Below are 21167 nucleotides of genomic sequence, written 5' to 3'. Positions count from 1 at the left end.
ACGAAGGATGTCTAGGAAGCTTACGCTAACAAAACTAAGCGATGCTTCCGAAGCGAGTTTTGTACGAAGTGATGTCTAGGAAGCATGCGCTAACCAAACTAAGTGATGCTTCCGAAGCGAGTTTTGTACGAAGTGATGTCTAGGAAGCTTACGCTAACAAAACTAAGCCGATGCTTCCGAAGCGAGTTTTGTACGAAGGATGTCTAGGAAGCTTACGCTAACAAAACTTTGAGGAGGAGATATTTTTGAGTAACGACAGGAAACCCTTTATTAAACAGTCTGCCAAAGCCGCTTTGATTACTTCGGTGGCGGTCGCGTTAATGCTGCCCGGCGGTTTAGCCGCTGCTGCAGATTCCAGTTCCAGTGTTACTGTACAAGCAGCACCGGCATCCGCAGCGCAGACACCTGATCCGGCAGAAGCAAAAATCACCCAGGAGCAGGCTGTGGCGAAGCTGAAGGTGTTGTTCCCTGTTCTGAAAGATGCTACTGTCTCTAACACGCAACTGGGCTCCGGCAATTCCTATCCGCAGAATCCGAATCAGCTGGTCTGGAATATCCAGTGGAATTATCAGATTGGCAGTTCAGGCTATGGTTTTTCCAGTGAAGTTGATGCCATGACAGGAGATCTGATCTCTACATATCTTTATTTCCCGTTTGCGGGGCAGACGGATAATTTCTATCCGCCTAAGGTGTCGCGGGCAGAGGCACTGGAGAAGGCGAAGAGTTTCGTTTCCCAGGCGGTGCCAACGCTTAAGAGCAGCGATCTGCAGCTGGATGAGAATGTAATTGCGAATGATTCGGCACTTTTTGGTCCTGTGCAGTATTCCTTTTATTTCAATCTTCTGGTTAACGGACTTCCTTCATCCAGTGATTCCGTACGGGTTACTGTAGACGGCAGCGGCAATGTCATGCAGTTCAATAAATCAACCTCCGGGCTGAAGTATCCGTCCGCGAAACCTGCAGTCACCCAGGCACAGGCAGAGAAGACATTTAAGGACAGCTTCGATGTCGCATTGTATTACACCCCTGTGTTCAAAAAAGGCGAAGTGGACAGCTGGGTGCTCAGCTGGAGACCTCAGAATGAAGTGCTGTATCCGATTGATGCCCAGACCGGCAAGCGGGTTGATAATGAAGGCAGTGATGCTTCTGCTCCGGTAGTTTATGAAGCTGTACCGGCCGGTAAGGATATTTTCAAGCCGGTAACCAGCGGCAAGGAGCTCACCGTCGATGAAGCGGTCAAGCAGGTGCAGAAGGTAGGGGCCATTCCGGCGAACCGCAAGCTGATCTGGCAGACGCTCTCTACCAATTACCAGAACAGCAAGCAGAAGGTGTGGACACTGGCCTGGGGTGATACAGCGGAGAACGCCTTTTCCGGAATACCGGGACGCACCTATGCAGAGGTGAACGCTACAACCGGTGAAGTGCTCCAGTTCCAGCTTGAGCAGTACAACTATCCGTTAGAGACCACGCAGCAGACAACAGCGGCTCCTGCCGGAAGCAAGAAGCTGAGCCAGGCGGAAGCCAAGCAACAGGCCCTGTCGCTGATTAACCGCTTGTACGACCAGGCCAGCAGCAGCCTGAAGCTGGCCGAGCACGGAGGAAACTGGAGCGTTCTGCCGAACGATAAAGGCTTCCGGTTTGAATTCCTCCGCTACTTCGACGGTTTTCCGGTAAGTGAAAGCACGATTATGGTTACGCTGGACCTGTATGGCAAGCTGCAGACGTATGCGAACTATGGGGCGGCTTCCTTCAGTAAAATTACCAAACAGCCGGCGCCGGTAGTCACCAAAGCTGAAGCGCTGCAAAAATACCTGAACCTATACACCCTGAAGCTGCAATACGGTACAACCGGGGGCTTTTTTAGCACCACCGGCGGATACACAGATCTTAAGGTCAGACTGGTCTATTCTCCGGCACTAGTTGATACTACCAAGCCGTTTGAGGCCTTGAATGCCCAGACCGGCAACTGGTTCTCCCTGTACGATTACAACCTGATCGGACAGAACGTTGCTGCAGCCAGTGCGGTGGATATTAAAGGACATGCCGCAGAAAAGCAGCTGACTGAGCTGCTGAAATACGGGGTCATTACGCCGGACGCTGACGGTAAAGTAAATCCGGATCAGGTAATTACTGTGGGTGACTGGCTGGGTTATATTGCTAAAGCTTCAACGCCGTATTATACGTCATATTCTACAGGCTTGGACAGCCAGACAGTTGCCGGAGTCAGCCCTGACAGCCCTTATTATAAGGCTGTGAATTACTCCGTCAGCCGCAGCTGGCTGGATAAGGATAAGGTAGTCAAGCCGGAGGAGAGCCTGACCCGTGAGCAGCTGGCGGTTCTGCTGGCTTCTTTCCTGAAATACAGCAAGCTGTCCGCCTTCCTGGACAATGACGCTACAGTTACCAGCTTCAGCGACAGCGCATCTGTTACGAATAAAGGCGCTGTAGCACTTGTTGTACGGCTGGGTCTGCTCCAGGGCGAGAACGGCAAATTCAATCCGCAGCAGCATGTAACCAAAGCTCAGGCAGCCGCCGTTATTATGAAGCTTGTGGAGCTGCAGGGCAAGACGGATACGGCTATAGGCCAGCAATACATGTAAGCAGTAACCGGGATCTTGCCCCGGCGGCTGAGTACAGGACCGGCAGTTCTTCTTCTGGAAAAGCTGCCGGTTTTTTATTTTACTACCAAAAGACCGTTCTGAGCGCAGGATTAGCTGAGCTGACAGAACGGTCTTTTTTATGGTGAACGTATCCTGGGTTGTTAATCCGGTTTATCCGCTGTTTCTACAGTACCGGACTCTTGATAATAGTGATGCTGTAATCCTTTGCGGTAATATGATCTTCGGCTTTGACGGTTAGCGTCAGCAGGGTGCTGGCTTCCGGCAGGGAAACGGCCCTTGGCTGTGTATCATCAATCAGAATGCCGCCGCAGTAAAGCAAAGCGTTTTTATGCGAAAGTCGGGCACTAAGCTCTACCGTCTGCGTCCCGTAAGGAACAGTCAGGGTATAGCTGCTGACGTCTGCTGTAAACAGCTGGTCAAGAATTCCGGCATCGAAGCTCAGACTGTCCAGCTCTGCCCGCTGATCGAAGCTGCTCATCATCCGCAGCAGGTCAAAAATGCCGTTCATAGCGCCCGGGATGACGAATCTGATCTCAATTGCTGTACGGTCCTGAACGGCAGCTGCAGGAATCAGATAGCTTTTACTATAGAAAGAACGGGGTTTATCCTTCATGAGCGTATCACTGGCCAACAGCCTGCCGTCTGCATAAATGTCAATGGCTTTGCCGTTGTTGCCGGAGAAATAGGTGACCGACAGATAGTTGTCCTGCTGCGGCAGGACTTTAAGCTGATAGCTGAACCAGCCGTTATGCTCGGCCTGTCTGATATTGTAACCATCCCAGGTGGCGACTGTAGTATTCTCACCTTTGATCTTATGCTCCAGCTCATACTGGTCATTGCCGACCGGCAGGCTGTCAATGGTAGCTTCCTGCACGCGCTGGCGCTGCTTGCCCTGAAGGATATGCGTCTGCAGCTCTGCAGAATCTGCTTCTACCAGCTTCCAGTAGATTCCGTACCGCTCTGAATGCTGCTTATAATGCGGGGTGAACACCAGCCGGTTGTCTTCATCCGTCCCCTGGAGTACGAAGACCGGTTCACCGTCCTTTTGGACAAAATGCTGCTCAAAATTCTCCAGCCAGCTCTCCGCACTCCGGCCGGCAGGGATGATGAAATCCTTGACCAGCAGGTTGCGGGTCGGTACGCTGACAGCTACGCCGGTCGCGGATTCAGCCATATCTTCCGTGCCAAGTGCGGCACTCAGAACGACCGGACCATAACGGAAAGCGGCGACGTTGGGTGCATCCGGCAGCGTGCGGTATGACGGCTTCATCGGCAGCCGCAGGCTGAAGGTATCCCCGTCAGACCATGTTCTGTCCAGCACGGCGTAGCGGCCTGACCGGTTCAGGGCCTGTTTCTGCCCGTTCAGCGTCAGCTCGGCTGTGCCGGCCAGCCAGTCCGGCAGGCGCAGATAGAGGGCAAAAGGCTGGCCGGACTCTTTTAACGTATGAATGCTGAATTCAGCTGTATCCTCATAGGGAAGATTAGCAGTCTGGGTCAGCTCAATCCCGTATTCCTCGGCAAGTACGTTTGAGCTTATATACTGGTTCACATAGATGCTGCCGCTGGCATGGAAATAGAGGCTGTCATTCAGCTTGGTGAAGCTCTCCATCCCTGTTCCGGTACAGCACCAGAAATGCTCAAACGGCGAGCTGTACACCTTGAAGTAACCCGTGGCCATCGGCTGAAAATACATCGTCATCCCGGAATGCGGATTTTGCGACGAAAGAATCGCATTAATGAACGTGTTTTCATAGAAATCCATGTATTTCGCTTCACTGGTGATCTTATATAATTCCCGGCTCAGCTTCAGCATATTGTAGGTGTTACAGGTCTCCGCCGTGAAGTTCGAACGCTCTGCATCCAGAAGGTCCGGATCGCCGAAATGCTCCCATTCGCTGTTGCCGCCTGTAACATAGCTGTGGTGGAGCACCACCATGTCCCAGAACTGCTGCGCCGCCTCCAGATAGAACCGCTCACTTTCGCCCAGCACCCGGTACCTGTTCAGAGCCCCGAGAAATTTGGGGATCGTTGTATTGGCATGCTTGCCCTTCAGGATATCCCGGCCTTCCTGCACCGGAGTGAACAGGCTCAGCTCGTCGAACATATGGGCTGCCTGCAGATGGCGCTCATCCCCGGAGATTTTGTACAGCTCATACAGACAATCGTTCATCCCCCCGTATTCAACGGAAAGTACACGCTCCTGAATCTCCGCTGACCAGCCTGTGCTGCGCTGATACACCCAGTTACCGAGTCCGGTAACGAGAGTGTGGGCGGTACTGCTGCCGGTAGCGCGGTATACTGCGGTCAGTCCGGCAATGATCTTGTGCATCGTATACCAGGGTACCCAGGCAGGCTGCCGGTTCTCTACATTATCAAATAACTGCTCGGGAAAAGCGGACAGGTAGCCGTTATCCAGCTGGCACACGGCAAGCTCGTCAATTAGATACTCCAGCCGCTGCAGCAGATGTACACTGCGGGTAGTCTCATAAGCCTGCGACAGTGCGCTCAGATAATGGCCCAGCGTATGGCCGCGGATTTCGGTGCTTTCCCAGCCGGGATATCTTTCGCTTTTGGCCGGCAGTCCGCTGTTTTCACGGAAACCGGCGGTCAGCCGGTCAGGGTCGTAGCTTTTGAGGTACAGTATTTCTTTGGAGAAGGCGTTGACGAAATAGGGATCGGTCACTGCCACCTGGTCCATCCGGAAGTCATGAAGCAAGGAATGGCTATGACTAAGTGGAACGGTATTGTTAGTTGTCATTAATAAGCTCTCCTGACTCTTGAATTACGGAGCCGTACCTCCGTTTATGCTCATAATTCAGCTTAAAGTTTCATAGGATCAGAGGTAAATAGTACAACGTTCGAATTTGTGTAAAAAGGGAATATCAATGTGGATGAAAAAGGAGAATGTCCATGCCTGGGAATCGGGAGTATATCAATCCGCTGGTAGAGCAGCGTGCTGACCCTTGGGTGTATAAGCATACAGACGGTTATTATTATTTCACCGCTTCCGTACCGGCGTATGACCGGATTGAAATAAGGCGGGCACTGGCCCTGGAAGGATTGACTGCTGCACTGCCTATCACAGTCTGGCGTAAATATGATTCCGGACCGCTCAGCGCCAATATCTGGGCCCCTGAGCTGCATTATATCGCCGGCAAATGGTACATCTATTTTGCAGCGGCACATACTTCGGAAACGAAGGAAGGGCTGTTTGACCACCGGATGTATGTGCTGGAGAATGATTCTGCGAACCCGCTTGAAGGGAAATGGACGGAGCAGGGGCAGGTAATAACCGCCTGGGAGTCCTTTGCGCTGGATGCGACGGTGTTCGGGCACCGGGGTGTGCTATATTATGTCTGGGCGCAAAAGGATCGGGAAATTGAAGGGAATTCCAATCTGTATATTTCGGAGATGAGTAACCCCTGGACCCTGCAAGGCCGGCAGACCATGCTTTCAACTCCGGAGTATCCGTGGGAGGTTATCGGCTTCCGGGTAAATGAAGGGGCTGCAGTGCTGAAGCGTAACGGCCGGATTTATATCAGTTACTCTGCCAGCGCTACAGATTACAACTATTGCATGGGGCTGCTTGCAGCGGATGAGGACAGCGATCTGCTGGATGCCGGGTCATGGACCAAGTCGGCGGTACCGGTGTTCGCAACCTCGGAAGAGAACGGGCAGTACGGGCCGGGTCACAACAGCTTCACCGTAAATGAGTATGGTGAGGATGTGCTCGTCTATCATGCCAGAAACTATAAAGAAATTGCAGGTGATCCGCTATATGATCCGAACCGTCACACGCGGGTCCAGGTATTTGGCTGGAAGGCAGACGGTTTGCCGGATTTCGGCGTTCCCGTCAAGGATAGCCAATTGAAGCGATAATGCAAATAACCCGGAAGACCGCACCTCTAAAGGTGAAGCTTCCGGGTTATTATTGTGATGCAGTGCTGTTTTATTTGCCCAGCTGTTTGTCAACTTCCTTAACCGGGTTTTCGTCGGTTTTTACTTCTTCAACCTTGCTGCTGAGGAACCAGCCGGTAGCGGCGATGATGATGAGCACAACGTAGAAGGTTGTCTTCCACCAGGTGCTGTGGGCGAAGTCCTCGGACAGAACACCCAGGGAAGGGTGGGCCAGCGTAATAACAGTAAGCTTAACCCCTACCCAGCCTACGATGAAGAAGGCGGCGATTTCCAGGCCCGGACGCGTATGCAGCAGCTTAACGAAGAAGGATGCCGCAAACCGCATGATGATTAGTCCGATAAATCCGCCTGCAAAGATGACGAGGAACTGGCCGCCGTCGAGGCCGCCGATGTGGCCGATGCCGCTTGGCGGAAGGGCAACCGCGAGGGCAACTGCAGCCAGGATGGAATCGACTGCAAACGCGATGTCAGCAACTTCAACCTTCAGTACAGTAAACCAGAAGCCGGCTTTCTTTTTGTCGACAGCTTTGGCGCTGCCGCTTTCCACTGCTTCGTCTGTGACCGGCTTTTTGAACAGAAGTTTTCGGAAGATATGATTCCCTGCTATGAATAACAGGTAAATGGCCCCGATAGCTTGTACTTGCCAGATATCCACCAGATACGAGATGACAAAAAGTGAACCGAACCGGAATACGAATGCCCCTGCCAAACCGTAGAACAGTGCTTTTTTACGTTCCTCATCAGGAAGGTGTTTAACCATAATTGCCAGCACCAGTGCGTTATCTGCGGCGAGCAGCCCCTCCAGTGCTACCAGAACGAGCAGTACCCAGCCGTACTCCAATAATAATCCCCAATCCATTACTGTTTCCTCCTCATGTGGATGTAAATACCCCTTTAAAAAAATACCTGCAATACCTTATTTTGACCCAAATGTATATAAAAAAGACCTTTACCAAACAGATCAGCCTTTGGGATAAAGGTCTAACCTGATTGGTAAAGGTCTCGCTAGCAATAGTTCATTGCCGATAAAGCCGGAGAATATCCTCATATTCTCGTATTGACGACTTTATCTGAAATATAAGCAGTTACAGCACGAAGCCTGAAACTGTCTTATATCATCCACAGAAACGGCGCGGTTTCAAAAGGAACCGGCAGATGTTTCTGTTTAAGCAGCTACTCCCCTTTACGGGATCTATTAAATTGTGACGTATTTATTAATCCTGCGTTTAACCTAAAAGTATCATATATGAGCCCCGGAAGATTGTCAATGGTCCTGAAAACAAATATCAGCAGTACAGCAGACTAGCTTGCAAACGGAAACATGATATATAGGAGTTAGGAAATATGACGTACGATATGGCGATACTGCAAACACAAGGGAAATAAAGGCTTTTTAGGCTTAGATATAATTGACGGTATAGGGCTGGAAAAATATGATGAGAGTAATTCAAGCATGTAAGCGAGAATGTTGTTAGGTAATATGACGTTAATCTTTCAGGAGGTGGGAAATGATGCAGCCGTCGTGTATATCAAATGAAGCAGAGGAGGAGATCAGCCGCCACCCTTGCTACAGCGAGGAAGCTCACCGGTTCTATGCCAGAATGCACATCCCGGTTGCGCCCGCCTGCAACATCCAGTGCAATTACTGTAACCGCAAGTTCGACTGTGTCAATGAAAGCAGGCCGGGTGTGGTGAGTGAGGTGCTGACACCGGAGCAGGCGGAACGTAAGGTTAAAGGTGTTGCAGCGCAGCTTATGCAACTGTCCGTTGTCGGCATAGCAGGCCCCGGCGATCCGCTGGCCAATCCGGAGCAGACCTTCGACACCTTTGCCAGGGTGAAGAAATATGTGCAGGATGTCAGCCTTTGTCTCAGCACCAATGGCCTTACGCTCTACCGGCATGTAGATGAGATTCTTGAGCTTGGCATCCGCCATGTCACCATCACGATCAACGCGATTGATCCTGACGTGGGACAGCATATTTATCCCTGGGTATTTGACGAAGGGATGCGGTACGAAGGCAGGGAAGCGGCGGAGCTGCTGATCAGCCGTCAGCTGCAGGGGCTGGAGATGCTGGCGAAGCTGGGGATTCTCGTCAAGGTTAACTCCATTATGATACCGGGGGTCAACGATCATCATCTGCCTGCAGTGTCCAAAAGAGTAAAAGAGCTGGGAGCCACGCTGCACAATGTTACACCGCTGATTATCGCACCGGGAAGCCAGTATGAGGCGGACGGCCGCAAGGCGCCGCGTCCGAAGGAGCTGCACAATCTGCAGGAGCTGCTGGGGCGTGACGGGATGAAGGTGATGCGCCACTGCCGGCAATGCCGGGCTGATGCCATCGGGCTGCTCGGCCAGGACCGCAACCAGGATTTTCCGCTGGAGGCGATGGAGGCTGATCCGGTCATCAACCAGGAAGCCAGGGCACAGTTCCAGAGTGATCTGGATGCCAAGATCCGCGAACGCGTCACTGCGAAGCAGGCCAGAGCCAAAGGGCGCTGGGACAGCACGCACACAACCAGAGTTGCCGTAGCTACCAGAGGCGGCGACAAGGTCAATCAGCATTTTGGCCATGCGACAGAGTTCCTGATTTATGATACCGACGGAGCTGAGGTCAAGCTGGTCGGGGTCCGCAAGATTCAGGCATATTGCCAAGGTAAGGCGGATTGTAACGGTGATAAAGCTGCTACGCTGCAGGAAATCATCTCTATCTTAAGTGACTGCCGCCTTCTTCTCTGCTCCGGGATCGGAGACGGCCCAAGGACCAGCCTGAACAAAACCGGGGTATTGCCGCTCGTCCGCAAAGGCGGAATACAGGAAGCTATTCTCGAAAGTGTCAAGTACAGCTCCTATTTTGAAAATATAAACATATCGAAGGGATGATGAACAATGAGACAAATAGCTTTTTACGGTAAAGGCGGTATCGGTAAATCAACAACTTCGCAAAACACCCTGGCTCAGTTAGCCACCAAATTTGGACAACGTGTTATGATTGTCGGCTGTGACCCTAAGGCGGACTCCACCCGGCTGATCCTGAACACCAAGGCGCAGCAGACCGTACTTCATCTGGCCGCTGAACTGGGTTCGGTAGAGGATCTGGAGCTGGATGATGTGCTGCAGACCGGCTTCGGCGACATTATCAACGTAGAGTGCGGCGGGCCCGAACCGGGTGTAGGCTGTGCGGGCCGCGGAATCATTACCGCCATCAACTTCCTGGAGCAGGAGGGTGCCTACAGCGATCTGGATTTCGTATCGTATGACGTGCTCGGGGACGTCGTGTGCGGCGGATTTGCAATGCCAATCCGCGAGAACAAGGCGCAGGAGATCTATATCGTCTGTTCGGGCGAGATGATGGCGATGTATGCGGCAAACAATATTGCCCGCGGGATTCTGAAATACGCTACCAGCGGCGGCGTAAGGCTGGGCGGGCTAATCTGCAACAGCCGCAATACGGACCGTGAAGATGAGCTGATCATGGAGCTGGCCCGCCGGCTGAATACGCAAATGATTCATTTTGTACCGCGGGACAATGTCGTCCAGCATGCCGAGCTGCGCAGAATGACCGTTGCCCAGTACAATCCGGAGCATCAGCAAGCGAAGGAATATGAAATCCTGGCTGAGAAGATTCTGAACAACAAGATGCTGACCATTCCTACCCCGATCTCCATGGAAGAGCTGGAGGAGCTGCTGATGGAATTCGGCATTATCGAAGATGAAGAAGCGGCCATCCAGAAGCTGCAGGCTTCCGGACAATAAGCGAGGGCGGGCGCTAAAGGCGCCCGCATCAAGAACAGGAGGGTCATGAATGGGACTGGATATTGAAGCGAACAAAAAGCTTGTTGAGGAAGTGCTGGAGGCCTATCCGAAAAAAGCAAAAAAAGACCGGGAAAAGCACTATCAGATCAACACAGAAGAAGCGCAAACCTGCGGGACCTGTGCCCTGAAGTCGAATATCAAATCCCGCCCCGGTGTGATGACACCGCGCGGATGCTCCTATGCAGGCTCAAAAGGTGTGGTCTGGGGCCCGATCAAGGATATGGTCCATATCAGCCATGGCCCGATCGGCTGCGGGCAATACAGCTGGGGTACCCGGCGCAATTATGCGAGCGGTACACTTGGGATCGATAATTTTACTGCGATGCAGGTTACAAGTGATTTTCAGGAGACAGACATTGTTTTCGGCGGTGACAAAAAGCTGGAAGTCATTATGCGTGAGATTACCGAAATGTTTCCGCTGGCCAAAGGGATTTCCGTCCAATCCGAGTGTCCTGTCGGTCTGATCGGCGATGATATTGAAGCGGTATCCAAGAAGATGTCCAAGGAGCTGGAAATGCCGGTTGTTCCGGTGCGTTGTGAAGGCTTCCGCGGTGTCAGCCAGTCGCTGGGCCACCATATCGCCAATGATGCGATCCGCGATTTTGTGCTCGGCAAAGCGGATCTGGCCGAAACAGGTCCATACGACGTCAATATTATCGGTGACTACAATATCGGCGGCGACGCCTGGGCTTCACGCATCCTGCTGGAAGAAATGGGCCTGCGCGTCATTGCCCAGTGGTCCGGTGACGGTACGCTGAATGAGCTGGAAATCGCCCATAAAGCAAAGCTGAATCTGATCCACTGCCACCGTTCCATGAACTACATGGTTGAGCATATGGAGAAGGCCTACGGTATCCCTTGGATGGAATACAACTTCTTTGGCCCTTCCAAAACATACGAGAGCCTGCGTGCCATCGCCGCTTTGTTTGACGAGACCATTCAGGAGAATTGCGAGCAGCTGATTGCTAAATATAAGCCGCAAATGGATGCCGTTATCAATAAATACAAACCGCGTCTTGAAAATAAAAAGGTGCTGCTGATGATCGGCGGCCTGCGTTCCCGCCACACCATCGGCGCGTATGAGGACCTTGGCATGGATATCGTGGCTTCCGGCTACGAGTTCGCCCATAAGGATGATTACGAGAAGACCTTCCCGATGATGAAGGAGGGCACGATCATTATGGATGACCCGACTGCTTACGAGCTGGAGGAGCTAGCCCAGAAAATGAATGTTGACCTGGTAGGCTCGGGTGTAAAGGAGAAATACGTGTATCACAAAATGGGTGTTCCGTTCCGCCAGATGCACTCCTGGGATTACAGCGGCCCGTATCACGGCTTTGACGGTTTTAAGATTTTTGCCAAGGATATGGATATGACTGTGAACAGCCCGGTATGGAGTCTGATGAAGAAGCGGGAAAAAGTCCAAAAAGAGGAGGCGGGCGTATGAGCAAGGACAGACTGAGCATTCCGGATTATAACACGCTATTCTCGGAGCACCGGTTCGTGGAGCAGCGGCTGAACAAACAGCAGTTCGAGGCGCCCTGCAGTGAACAGGAAACCGCTGAAGCGCTCGCTTACTCGCAATCCGCGGAGTATATGGAGAAGAACTTTAACCGTAAAGCGGTTGTCATTAACCCGCATAAGGCCTGCCAGCCGCTCGGCTCCATTATGGCTGCGCTCGGCTTCGAGAAAACCCTGCCGTTCGTACACGGCTCACAAGGCTGCAACTCCTATTTTCGCAGTCACTTAAGCCGCCATTTTAAAGAGCCTACTCCGGCTGTTTCATCCTCTATGACCGAAGATGCAGCCGTCTTCGGCGGGATGAGCAATCTGATCGACGGTCTGGAGAACAGCATCGCCCTGTATAAGCCGGAGATGGTAGCGGTCTGTACGACCTGTATGGCTGAGGTTATCGGGGATGACCTGTCCTCCTTTATCGGCAATGCCCGCAACAAAGGCGTAATCTCGGAGGATTTCCCGGTTGCGTACTGCAATACGCCAAGCTTCGTCGGGTCACATATTACCGGCTACGATGCCATGATGAAGGGCATTTTGAGCTATCTGTATGAACGCTCGGGCCTTGAAGCGGCTCCGGGCAGCGGTGAGGAGACCGGAGAGAAATTGAACGTCATGCTCGGCTTCGAGCCTTACACCGGCAATTTCGCCGAAATCCGCAAAATCCTTGAGGCATTTGATACAAAATATACGCTGCTCGGTGATCACAGCGGCAATTATGATTCTCCGGCTACCGGAGAATACGAATACTACTATGGCGGAACCAGGCTGGCCGATGTGCCGCTGGCTGCCAATGCGCTTGGTACGCTGTCGCTCCAGAAGTACACGCTGAAGAAGACGCAGGATTACATCAGCGGAACCTGGAAGCAGCAGGTCACTGCGCTGTCCACGCCGCTGGGCATTACCGGCACCGACAGGCTGCTGGAAGCAGTCAGCGGGCTGACAGGACTGCCGATTCCGGCCTCGCTGCTGGAAGAACGCGGCCGGGTCGTGGATGCGCTGACTGACAGCCATCCGTATCTTCACGGCAAGCGGGTAGCACTGGTTGGTGATCCTGATCTCCTGATCGGACTGATCGGCTTCTGTCTGGAAGTGGGAATTGAGCCGGTGCACATCGTCTGCTCCAACGGGGATGTGGATTTCAATGAAGTGAAGTTCAAGGAGGAAGCCGGAGCGCTGCTTGCCTCCAGCCCTTACGGATCGGAAGCTGCTCTGTATATCGGAAATGACCTGTGGCATATGCGTTCGCTGCTGCTGACAGATCCGGTTGACCTGGCGATCGGCAGCTCGCATCTGAAATTTGCCGCCAAGGATGCGAATGTTCCGCTGATCCGGGTCGGTTTCCCGATTTTTGACCGCCATCATATGCACCGTTATCCGATTCTCGGCTACCAGGGCGCGCTGAACCTGCTCAGTCAGATCGTTAACACTGTGCTGGATGAGCTGGACCGCAACAATTCCGGCTTTAATTATGATTTAGTGCGGTAAACAGCAGAACCGGATTTTACAGTTTGACAGTCTGAATTAGTGATGGAAATTACTGAAAGTTTCTGTAATGATATCTTACGCTTAACATACATTAAAATGCATAAATGGTAAAGGATTATCCGGCCCGGCGTTCCCTGTATTCCGTTCTCCGCCTGCTCTGCTCACTTGCAGAGTGCGGTAGCAGGGCAGGCCGGGATTATTGCCAGCTTTAGCGAAGGAGATGAAAGCCGATGGACCCTGTTCGAAAAGTCGATTTTGATTCCGAAGCTTGCGGGAGCCAGACCCCGAAGTCCAAGCCTTGTCCGCGGCCCAAGCCCGGTGAAGCAGCCGGAGGCTGCTCCTTCGACGGCGCCCAGATCACATTGCTGCCGATTATGGACGCTGCTCATCTGGTTCATGGTCCGATTGCCTGTGCCGGGAACAGCTGGGAGAGCAGAGGGACGCTCTCAAGCGGCCCTTCGCTCTCCCAGTATGGCTTTGCGACGGATCTGAACGATTCCGATATTATTTTTGGCGGAGAAAAGAAACTGAAGGAGAGTATCGACTACATTGCCGGGCGCTTTGCGCCGCCGGCAATATTTGTATACTCAACCTGTGTAACTGCGCTGATCGGTGAAGACATGGATGCCGTGTGCAAGGAAGCGGGCGACCGGCTGGGCATACCCGTTATTCCGGTCAACAGCCCCGGCTTCGTCGGAAGCAAGAATCTGGGCAACCGGCTGGCCGGCGATGCCCTGCTGCAGTATGTAATTGGCACGGGAGAGCCGGAGCCGGAAACTCCGCTCGGTGTAAACCTGATCGGCGAATATAATATCGCCGGCGAGATGTGGGATATCGAGAAGCTGATGAACAGTGCGGGCATCTCCGTTACCTCACGCATTACAGGAGATGCGAGGTATCAGGAGATCACCTGGGCACACCGTGCCAGGGTGAATATGGTGGTCTGCAGCCGCGCCCTGCTGGGGCTGGCCAGGGAAATGGAATCCAGATACGGGATTCCTTTTTTCGAAGGCTCCTTCTATGGAGCCAAGGAGACAACCTATTCCCTGCGCCAGATGGCGTATCTGATGAATGACCGGGAAATGGAGCGCCGGGTCGACCGGCTGACGGAACGGGAGGAGAGCCGTCTTGCCCAGGATTTACGTCCGTATCGCAAAATTCTAAAAGGGAAAAAAGCGGTGCTGTATACCGGCGGTGTCAAAAGCTGGTCCGTCATTTCCGCGCTCAAGGAGCTGGGCGTTCAGGTGGTGGGAGTGGGAACGAACAAAAGCACCGAGGATGATGTGCGGCGGATTGCCGACCGGGTGGGCGATGACACGGAATATATTCCGGAAGGCGGTGCCAGCCGGATTCTCAAGACCGTCCGTGAGCGTAAGGCCGACATTATGATCGCCGGCGGACGCAATATGTATGTGGCCATGAAGGAGCAGATTCCGTTCATCGATATCAATCAGGAAAGACATAAAGCCTATGCCGGTTATGAAGGATTGCTGCGCCTGGCTAAGGAACTGACCTATTCGCTGGCCAATCCGATCTGGAAGTTGGCAGCGAGCTCGGCACCCTGGGATAAGGAGGTGCCTTATGACCGTTAACAAACGGAAAAAGCCGGCTTCAGTCAATCCGATCAAGACCGGCCAGTCGCTCGGTGCCGTGCTGGCCCTGCAGGGCTGCTACCGCGCCATGCCGCTAATTCACGGCTCGCAGGGCTGCTCGGCCTTCCCCAAAGCACTGCTGACCCGGCATTTCAGGGAGCCGATCGCCGTGCAGACCTCGGCGCTGCAGGAGATGGATGTGATCTTTGACGCGAACCGCAATCTGGAGGAAGCGCTGAATATTGTGCTCAGCAAGCATCGTCCCGACATCATCGGTATCATCGGAACGGAGCTGACTGATGTGGCCGGAGTGGATTATGCGACCATGCTCAAGAGCTACAAGCGGGAGCGGAACCTGCGCGGCGGCCTTGCCTTCTCCGTGGTGCTGCCCGATTTCCGCGGCTCCCTTGAATCAGGCTTCAGCGGGGCGGTGGAAGCAATGATTGATGAAATGATCCAGCAGGCAGGACACCGCGGCTCAAGAACAGTGAACACCCGCCAGATTACTCTGCTACCGGGTTCGTTTTTGACGCCTGCGGATGTGATGGAGCTGAAGGAAATGATCTCGGCCTTCGGATTTGAAGTCATCGCGGTGCCGGATATCTCCACTTCACTCTCCGGCCATTTGCTGACTGGCTTCTCACCGCTGACCCGGGGCGGCGTACCGCTGGATTCGATGCTGCAGAGCCTGCAGTCCGGCTTGACGATTGCCGTCGGTGCCAGCATGGAGCGCCCGGCAAGAAGGCTGCATAACGCGCTGGGCACACCGTATAAAGTATTCAGCGGAGCGATGGGCCTTAAAGCATCAGATGATCTCCTGCATTTCCTGCATCAGATCAGCGGCGAGCCGGTTCCGCTGCGATACTGCTGGCAAAGGGAAAACCTGCTCGACAGCATGCTGGATGCCCACTTCCAGTTCGCCGGCATGTCCGTGGTTACGGCGCTTGAGCCGGATCATCTGCATTCCGTGTCCGGCTGGCTGGAGGAGCTCGGCGTGGAGCAGAAGGCGCTCATCGCCTCTTATGAAACACCGGTGGTTGCCGGCATGGAGCGTGAGGTGTGGATAGGAGACATGGATGATGCCGAGGTGCTCGGCAAAGACGCAGATTTGTGGATCAGTAATTCGCACGGAATGGCCGGAGCCGCCCGGATCGGGGCTGCATTCATGCCGGCGGGCTTTCCGGTCTGGAATGAGCTGGGGGCATACATGTCAGCATCGGTAGGATATAGAGGAGCTATGGATTGGACGAATAAAGCAGGAAATTTGCTAATGCAAAGGGAGGCTGGGCACCGTGAAAGTAGCATTCGCCACAGATGACGGAATCCGCGTGAATGCCCACTTCGGGCAGAGTCCGATGTTCGCTGTATACAATGTGAACAAGAACGGCGGAGAGCTGGTAGAGCTGCGCAGGCTGCCGGTGGTCCTGAACCAGGATGAAGCCGGTAAAATCGACAGCCGCCTGGAAGCGGTAAACGACTGTACCCTGATCTTCATTATGCAGATCGGCGCTTCGGCCGCCGCGCGGGTGACGCGGCGCAAAATGATGCCGGTAAAGGTTCCGTTCGGCAGTCCCATAGAGGAACAGGTGAAGCGTCTTACCGAAATGCTGCAGGGCAAGCCGCCGATGTGGCTGGCCAAGGTGCTGCGGGCGGAAGAGGAGGAAGCCGATGGAACCCATGGCTGAGCAGAATTCTTTCTATAGTGACGAAGCGCGTCAGGAGGGGGCGATTCTGAAGCGCCGCAGCCGTACAATCCGCAAGGAGCCGGATCAGGAGACCGCAGATGCTTTGGTACGCCGCTTGTGCAGCCTGCTGGATGCGGAGGATTTCTTTGGCCGTTACGCTGCGTTATCGCCTCAGGAAAAGCTGGCCCGCCAGTTTCTGGCCTCCCCGGATGACAAAAGCAAGTCCGATTTCAACTGTGCCGTCTCCCCGAAGGTACGCCAGCAGGTACCGCTGCTGTTTCAGGCTATTGCCGGCGTGATGGAGGAAAGAAGCGGCACGATGGTTCAGAGTACGGCCGAGATTAACGGGGAAGGCTTCGGCCGGGGGCTGCTCTACAGCGGCAGGGTCGTTCTGGTGCTGAAAAGCCTGCGGGCGGGATTTCCTTTTCCGTTCATGACAGAAGAGAAAGTAATCAGATACGGGGTCGAGTGTATTGAGGAGGGGCTGGCCTTTTTGAACAAATATAAGGAAGTGACTGCTCTGCACGGATTGCTGAGCCTGGAGGGCTAGCAGATATATACATCAGCCATAGGAGGCGACAGAGATGGAGCAGCTTGCCGGAAGTTTGGAGCTTGAACGGTATGCCCGGCAGCTGAAGCTGCTCGGAGAGAGCGGACAGCAGGCGCTGAAGGATGCAACGGTGATGGTGGCCGGAATCGGCGGATTAGGAGGAACGGCTGCGCTGTATCTGGCAGCGGCAGGCGTCGGCAAGCTTATTCTGGCCCATGAAGGAATCATCCTTCCTCCGGATCTTAACCGGCAGATTCTGATGGACAGTGAATCCCTGGGGATGGAGCGGATCAGTACGGCTGCAGCGCAGCTGAAACGTCTCAATCCGCATGTGGAAATCGAGGGCTACAACGCCAAAATCGAGTATGAACGTGCCAAACCCTGGGTGAAATGCGCAGATATTGTGATCGATGCCCGGTATGATTTTCCGGAGCGGTATGTCTTGAACCGGCTTTGTGTGGAGACTGCTACACCGATGGTGGAGGCAGCGATGTATGGCTTCGAGATTTCCTTAACGACGATGATTCCCCGGCAGACCCCCTGCCTGGAATGCCTCTACCCGGATGAACAGCAATATTGGGAACCGTTCGGATTTCCAGTTCTGGGTGCAACCTCCGGTATTGCCGGTTGTCTGGCAGCGCTGGAAGCCGTAAAATGGATTACAGGGGTAGGGACAACTTATGCGGGCGTAATGCATCGCTTCAGCTCACTCGACTTCGCCTGTTACAGCGTCACTATTACCCGTAATCCGGATTGCGCTTGCTGCGGAGAAGGAGGTAAACCGTGAAAAGTCTCAAGCTATGTGACACGACACTCAGGGATGGTGAACAGGCGGCTGGAGTATCATTCACGCGGGCGGAAAAGCTGGAAATCGCAAAGTTGCTGTCGGAATGCGGAGTAGAACAGGCAGAGGTGGGTATCCCTGCCATGGGCAGACGGGAACAGGAGGACATCGCGGCGATAGCAGAGCTGGGATTGCCGATGAAGCTGATGACCTGGAACCGTTCGGTCCTTGGAGATATTGACAGGGCACGGAGCACCGGGGTGAACTGGAGCCATGTATCCATACCGGTCTCGGACATTCAGTTACAGGGCAAGCTGGGCCTGACGCCGCTGGAAGGGCTGAACAAGCTGCTTCGTGCAGCAGAATACGGGCTGGGGCAGGGAATGACGGTGTCAGTCGGGATGGAGGACTCCTCCAGGGCGGATATGGGATTTCTGATTGACGTGGTAAACGTTCTGTATCAAGAAGGGGTCCGCAGATTCCGTTACGCGGATACGGTATCTGCCCATCATCCGGGACAGATGGCCGAGCGGATTCAGAACCTGCTCGGCTCCGTTCCCGCCGATGTGGAGCTGGAAGTACACTGCCATAATGATTTCGGGCTGGCTGTTGCCAACACCTTGAGCGGCATAGCCGCCGGTGCGGTCTGGGCCAGCACTACAGTAGCCGGTATAGGCGAGCGGACCGGCAATGCGGCCATGGAGGAAGTTGCCATGGCCTGGCGGCATTTGTACGGCGGCGAATGCGGCGTGCGGCTGGACCTGCTCAAGAGGCTGGCTGACAAAGTGATTGCGGCCTCCGGCCGCAATGTCGGTGATGCCAAGCCGATTGTGGGACAGCTTGCGTTCACGCATGAGTCCGGCATTCATGTGGACGGGCTGATGAAGGAGAGGGCGACGTACCAGACGTTCGATCCGGCCGAGATCGGCCGGGCGCACCGCTTCGTGCTGGGCAAGCATTCCGGCAGCGGCGGGGTGGCGCATGTGCTGGAGCAGCGCGGTCTTGAGATTAGCCCCGAGACGGCAGCGCGGCTGCTGGAGCGGGTCCGCGAATACGCGGAGGCCCGCAAGAGCAATGTGCCGGAAGGAATGCTGCTCCAGTGGCTGATGGAGGAGCAGCAGCGCGCGCAGAGTGCTGTGTGAGCTGATAGGAGCTGAGCTGTTTAAGCAGCTAAAGCACTGGCTATTTACAAGGTGACTGGTATTGCCGGACGGCGGTTTGTCATGTCGATGAACAGCCGGACCGGGAAGAGAACGTTGCAGGATGATGCGCGCATTAAACGGAAGTTATGACTATTTGGCAGCGGCAGCCTCTTTTATGGGCTGCCGCTATTTCTTTTGGCCAGGAGGGGGATGGAGTTTAACAGGGGCTATAGGGATTCTGCGAAATTTACAAAAGCATCTGCTCTCCGCAAATGAAAGCTTGCGCCGTTTTCGGTAAACCTCTACAATTTGGGCAGGATATATACAGAGACGCATAAGGGAGACTGGAGAGCCATGACAACAAAGAAAACCATTTTTTTTGATATTGACGGAACGATTTATGATGAAGATAAAAATGTGCCGGCTTCCACCAGAGAGGCGATTGCCGAGCTGCAGCGGCGGGGCCATAATGTCGTTATTGCGACCGGCAGAGGCGCTTATATGTTCAAGGAGCTGCGCGAAGAGCTGGGCATTGACTCCTTTGTCTCGCTCAACGGCCAGTATGTGGTCTACAAAGGCGAAGTAATTTATACTAACCGGCTGGAAACGGAGGTGCTGAAGGAGCTGACCCTGTTCGCTGATAAAAATGACCATCCGGTTGCTTATATCGACGCTACGGATATGAAGGTCAACACAGCTGAGCATGTGAATATCGTGACCAGCATCGGCTCGCTGAAGCTGGCTTTTCCAACCTATGATGCGGAGTATTTTTTGCTGAACGATATTTACCAGGCGATCATCTTCTGCCCGCAGGAGAGCCAGGCCGCCTATGAAGAAGCGTACCCTGAGCTCAAATTTGTCCGCTGGCACCCGCTGGGGATGGACGTACTGCCGGGGAACGGCTCCAAGGCGGGGGGCATTGCCAAGATGCTCGAAATCCTCGGCGTGGACAAAGAAGATGTGTATGCGTTCGGCGACGGGCTTAATGATGTGGAAATGCTCAGCTACGTGGGCTACGGGATTGCCATGGGCAACGCGGAGGACGAAGTGAAGGCGGCTGCATCTTATGTTACCAAGCATGTCAGTGAGGGCGGTATTTATGAAGGTTTGAAAATGGTGGGGCTGCTGTAGGAGCAGGAGATTATTCGTTCTGGCCGATTTGGGCATATTTAGTTGTACGGACTACAGTTATCTGGTGCAGATGCGGAATTTCACGGCTTTTAAGTGTACAAACTACAGTTATATGAAGAGCAGAGGGCTTTCTGTTGCCGAATGTGCGATAGATAAGCTCTTTTTTGGCGTGGAAAAAGCGTCCGGTTCTATTTCATACTGCAAGCTACTATCACTACTACTGTCACCGCCCGCTCTGCCCCGCACCGCAACAAAGTCTGCAACGCAGCCGTCAGTTACTTATAAGAGAAGCGGAAGAGGGTGGCGGGGATGAAGTTTAGCGCGAACGCGGACGCGAATGTGATTTTAACAAATAGAATGCGCACAAAGAAAGGCGCAAGCCAAAACACTAGCATAGTAGCACATATGTCGGGCATAAAAAGGATAACGGTGCTGCTGATGCTCCTTATATTCGGAGTGCTGTCTGCCGGCTGCAGTCAGGGGAGTAATGAGACGGGTATAGAGCTGAAGGAGCTGAGCGCGGACGAAATTACAGCTGCTTTTACCGGACAGGGGCTGGAGCTGCAGAGTGTGGGAGTGCGGGAGGAGAGTATTTTTCACAGGGAGCTGAACGGGCGTAAACCGCTTGTTTTTCTGCTGGATGAGGAGGAGCTGGTTATCTATCAGTTTGCCGGGAACGGGGAGCGCAAAGCGGGCTGGGCTGATTTTGAAAAGCATACGGCAACAGCGGATCTGGTGCAGCATAAAGTGTTCCAGGAGCAGTCGCTGCTGATTTTTTATGTTCATGATGAGGGGAGGACTGGGCAGGGGCTTTTCCGGCAGATTGAGCAAGTTATTCCGGAGCTGCTTAAGCTTAGAGAGAGCTAGAACGGATATCCGTCCGCCTGCTTCTTGCCGAAAAATCTGTGATTGTCTTCCACCAGTCT

The 21167-nt window shown here is 53.7% G+C and carries 16 protein-coding genes; 14 read left to right on the top strand and 2 right to left on the bottom strand.

Annotated elements, in window-relative coordinates; genetic code table 11:
• Window positions 1-245: 245 nt before the first annotated feature.
• Window positions 246-2600 (top strand): S-layer homology domain-containing protein, encoded by a 2355-nt coding sequence (locus NST84_RS24595; protein ID WP_342562728.1) that lies wholly within the window; start codon window positions 246-248, stop codon window positions 2598-2600.
• A 184-nt stretch (window positions 2601-2784) separates the two neighbouring features.
• Here the strand turns inward: NST84_RS24595 and NST84_RS24590 are convergent, their stop codons facing one another.
• Window positions 2785-5379, bottom strand: a complete 2595-nt coding sequence (locus tag NST84_RS24590) for a beta-L-arabinofuranosidase domain-containing protein (RefSeq protein ID WP_342562727.1) — start codon at window positions 5377-5379, stop codon at window positions 2785-2787.
• A gap of 146 nt (window positions 5380-5525) precedes the next feature.
• On the opposite strand from NST84_RS24590, the gene NST84_RS24585 reads away from it, so the two are divergent.
• On the top strand, window positions 5526-6500 hold the full coding sequence (locus NST84_RS24585; protein ID WP_342562726.1) for a family 43 glycosylhydrolase: 975 nt from the start codon (window positions 5526-5528) through the stop codon (window positions 6498-6500).
• Window positions 6501-6570: 70 nt separating this feature from the next.
• Here NST84_RS24585 and NST84_RS24580 read toward each other — a convergent pair whose 3' ends face one another.
• On the bottom strand, window positions 6571-7398 hold the full coding sequence (locus tag NST84_RS24580; RefSeq protein WP_342562725.1) for a TerC family protein: 828 nt from the start codon (window positions 7396-7398) through the stop codon (window positions 6571-6573).
• Between the two features lie 649 nt (window positions 7399-8047).
• On the opposite strand from NST84_RS24580, the gene nifB reads away from it, so the two are divergent.
• The 12 genes from nifB to NST84_RS24520 all read left to right on the top strand — a co-directional run bounded on the left by nifB (window position 8048) and on the right by NST84_RS24520 (window position 21108).
• Complete coding sequence (gene nifB / locus NST84_RS24575) at window positions 8048-9421, top strand: nitrogenase cofactor biosynthesis protein NifB (RefSeq protein WP_342562724.1); 1374 nt, start codon at window positions 8048-8050, stop codon at window positions 9419-9421.
• 6 nt (window positions 9422-9427) lie between these two features.
• Window positions 9428-10294, top strand: a complete 867-nt coding sequence (gene nifH, locus NST84_RS24570; RefSeq protein ID WP_342562723.1) for a nitrogenase iron protein — start codon at window positions 9428-9430, stop codon at window positions 10292-10294.
• Between the two features lie 49 nt (window positions 10295-10343).
• Window positions 10344-11801, top strand: a complete 1458-nt coding sequence (gene nifD / locus NST84_RS24565) for a nitrogenase molybdenum-iron protein alpha chain (RefSeq protein WP_342562722.1) — start codon at window positions 10344-10346, stop codon at window positions 11799-11801.
• Window positions 11798-13357: a nitrogenase molybdenum-iron protein subunit beta gene (gene nifK, locus NST84_RS24560; protein WP_342562721.1), complete on the top strand. Its 1560-nt coding sequence runs from the start codon at window positions 11798-11800 to the stop codon at window positions 13355-13357. Before nifD ends, nifK begins: the two co-directional genes overlap by 4 nt.
• A 230-nt stretch (window positions 13358-13587) precedes the next feature.
• Window positions 13588-14949 carry a nitrogenase iron-molybdenum cofactor biosynthesis protein NifE gene (gene nifE / locus NST84_RS24555; RefSeq protein ID WP_342562720.1) on the top strand — a complete coding sequence of 454 codons (1362 nt, stop codon included), beginning with the start codon at window positions 13588-13590 and terminating at the stop codon, window positions 14947-14949.
• Entirely contained in the window at window positions 14939-16267 is a 1329-nt protein-coding gene (gene nifN, locus NST84_RS24550; RefSeq protein WP_342562719.1) for a nitrogenase iron-molybdenum cofactor biosynthesis protein NifN, read from the top strand. Before nifE ends, nifN begins: the two co-directional genes overlap by 11 nt.
• On the top strand, window positions 16242-16634 hold the full coding sequence (nifX, locus tag NST84_RS24545; protein WP_342562718.1) for a nitrogen fixation protein NifX: 393 nt from the start codon (window positions 16242-16244) through the stop codon (window positions 16632-16634). The genes nifN and nifX overlap by 26 nt, the downstream gene beginning before the upstream one ends.
• Window positions 16627-17184 carry a DUF269 domain-containing protein gene (locus NST84_RS24540; protein WP_342562717.1) on the top strand — a complete coding sequence of 186 codons (558 nt, stop codon included), beginning with the start codon at window positions 16627-16629 and terminating at the stop codon, window positions 17182-17184. The genes nifX and NST84_RS24540 overlap by 8 nt, the downstream gene beginning before the upstream one ends.
• A gap of 34 nt (window positions 17185-17218) precedes the next feature.
• Window positions 17219-17971 carry a HesA/MoeB/ThiF family protein gene (locus NST84_RS24535; RefSeq protein WP_342562716.1) on the top strand — a complete coding sequence of 251 codons (753 nt, stop codon included), beginning with the start codon at window positions 17219-17221 and terminating at the stop codon, window positions 17969-17971.
• A complete protein-coding gene (locus tag NST84_RS24530) occupies window positions 17968-19110 on the top strand; it encodes a homocysteine methyltransferase (protein ID WP_342562715.1) in 1143 nt (380 codons plus the stop codon). The genes NST84_RS24535 and NST84_RS24530 overlap by 4 nt, the downstream gene beginning before the upstream one ends.
• A gap of 354 nt (window positions 19111-19464) precedes the next feature.
• Window positions 19465-20241, top strand: coding sequence for a Cof-type HAD-IIB family hydrolase (locus NST84_RS24525; RefSeq protein WP_342562714.1), 777 nt, complete (start codon window positions 19465-19467; stop codon window positions 20239-20241).
• A 405-nt stretch (window positions 20242-20646) separates the two neighbouring features.
• Window positions 20647-21108, top strand: a complete 462-nt coding sequence (locus NST84_RS24520) for a hypothetical protein (RefSeq protein WP_342562713.1) — start codon at window positions 20647-20649, stop codon at window positions 21106-21108.
• Window positions 21109-21167 lie beyond the last annotated feature (59 nt).

This window comes from Paenibacillus sp. FSL R7-0345, from assembly GCF_038595055.1.
Taxonomy (GTDB): domain Bacteria; phylum Bacillota; class Bacilli; order Paenibacillales; family Paenibacillaceae; genus Paenibacillus_AQ.
The sequence above is the reverse complement of the archived record's forward strand: the minus strand, read 5'-3'. Positions and strand labels throughout refer to the sequence as shown.

Coding starts and splice junctions, on each gene's coding strand:
- nifE (WP_342562720.1), top strand. CDS start 13,588: ATGGACCCTGTTCGAAAAGTCGATTTTGATTCCGAAGCTTGCGGGAGC.
- nifN (WP_342562719.1), top strand. CDS start 14,939: ATGACCGTTAACAAACGGAAAAAGCCGGCTTCAGTCAATCCGATCAAG.
- NST84_RS24580 (WP_342562725.1), bottom strand. CDS start 7,398: ATGGATTGGGGATTATTATTGGAGTACGGCTGGGTACTGCTCGTTCTG.
- nifH (WP_342562723.1), top strand. CDS start 9,428: ATGAGACAAATAGCTTTTTACGGTAAAGGCGGTATCGGTAAATCAACA.
- NST84_RS24540 (WP_342562717.1), top strand. CDS start 16,627: ATGGCTGAGCAGAATTCTTTCTATAGTGACGAAGCGCGTCAGGAGGGG.
- nifD (WP_342562722.1), top strand. CDS start 10,344: ATGGGACTGGATATTGAAGCGAACAAAAAGCTTGTTGAGGAAGTGCTG.
- NST84_RS24525 (WP_342562714.1), top strand. CDS start 19,465: ATGACAACAAAGAAAACCATTTTTTTTGATATTGACGGAACGATTTAT.
- nifK (WP_342562721.1), top strand. CDS start 11,798: ATGAGCAAGGACAGACTGAGCATTCCGGATTATAACACGCTATTCTCG.
- nifB (WP_342562724.1), top strand. CDS start 8,048: ATGATGCAGCCGTCGTGTATATCAAATGAAGCAGAGGAGGAGATCAGC.
- NST84_RS24590 (WP_342562727.1), bottom strand. CDS start 5,379: ATGACAACTAACAATACCGTTCCACTTAGTCATAGCCATTCCTTGCTT.
- NST84_RS24585 (WP_342562726.1), top strand. CDS start 5,526: ATGTCCATGCCTGGGAATCGGGAGTATATCAATCCGCTGGTAGAGCAG.
- NST84_RS24535 (WP_342562716.1), top strand. CDS start 17,219: ATGGAGCAGCTTGCCGGAAGTTTGGAGCTTGAACGGTATGCCCGGCAG.
- NST84_RS24520 (WP_342562713.1), top strand. CDS start 20,647: ATGTCGGGCATAAAAAGGATAACGGTGCTGCTGATGCTCCTTATATTC.